The organism is Pseudomonas sp. NPDC086278 (assembly GCF_050280905.1).
Taxonomy (GTDB): domain Bacteria; phylum Pseudomonadota; class Gammaproteobacteria; order Pseudomonadales; family Pseudomonadaceae; genus Aquipseudomonas.
Genome location: NZ_JBNNWE010000230.1, coordinates 1 through 1141, shown reverse-complemented (window position 1 = coordinate 1141; position 1141 = coordinate 1). Strand labels below are relative to the sequence as shown.

Genomic DNA, 1141 nt, shown 5'->3' with positions numbered 1-1141 from the left:
ATGGGTTCAAGGGCTGTCTTGATTTCCGCAAGGGAAATGCCGCTGGCTTGCGCAATTCGAATAATCGCGATCCGACGAAGCGTGCCGCGAGCGTATGCCGACCCTGGCAGCGATGGTTTACAAGTACTCCATGGGCCAACCCATGATGTACCCGCGCAACGACCTGACGTACGCGGAAAACTTCCTGCACATGATGTTCAACACCCCGTGCGAGATCAAACCGATCAGCCCGGTACTCGCCAAGGCCATGGACCGGATTTTCATCCTCCACGCCGACCACGAGCAGAACGCATCGACGTCTACCGTACGCCTGGCCGGCTCTTCGGGTGCCAACCCGTTCGCCTGTATCGCCGCCGGCATCGCTGCACTGTGGGGCCCTGCCCACGGCGGCGCGAACGAAGCCGTGTTGAGCATGCTGGATGAAATCGGCGATGTATCGAACATCGACAAGTTCATCGCCAAGGCCAAAGACAAGAACGATCCGTTCAAGTTGATGGGCTTCGGTCACCGCGTTTACAAAAACCGTGACCCGCGCGCCACCGTGATGAAGCAGACCTGCGACGAAGTACTCAAAGAACTGGGCATCAAAAACGATCCGCAACTCGAACTGGCCATGCGCCTGGAAGAGATCGCCCTGACCGACCCGTACTTCATCGAGCGCTCGCTGTACCCGAACGTCGACTTCTACTCGGGGATCATCCTCAAGGCGATCGGCATTCCAACCAGCATGTTCACGGTGATCTTCGCCCTGGCGCGGACTGTCGGCTGGATCTCCCACTGGAAAGAAATGCTCTCCAGCCCGTACAAGATCGGCCGCCCGCGCCAGTTGTACACCGGCTACGAGTCGCGTGACATCACCAAGCTGGAAGACCGCAAATAAGACCTGTCTTGCGATAACGTCTTAAGTTGCACCGGGAACGGCCTCTATATAGAGGCCGTTTTTGTTTGCACCCAGCCAAACCCCCAGCCCCATTAATCGCCCAAGCCTTTGCCTTGGCTTTAGCTCTGGCTTGTGATCCTGATCTTGATCCACCCGCCCCATCGGCAGGCTGAGTGGAGGTGTTCATCTGGGGATCAGGCGCGTAGCGCCGTGCGGCGGAGCCGCACACATCGAGAGGAGGTGCAGCGAAGCAAACCGTAG

At 58.4% G+C, this 1141-nt stretch carries 1 pseudogene; it reads left to right on the top strand.

The features are described 5' to 3' along the window. Positions 1-91 precede the first annotated feature (91 nt). A pseudogene (gene gltA, locus ACQKP4_RS29220) lies at positions 92-880 on the top strand (citrate synthase); the annotation flags it as partial. Positions 881-1141: the final 261 nt, after the last annotated feature.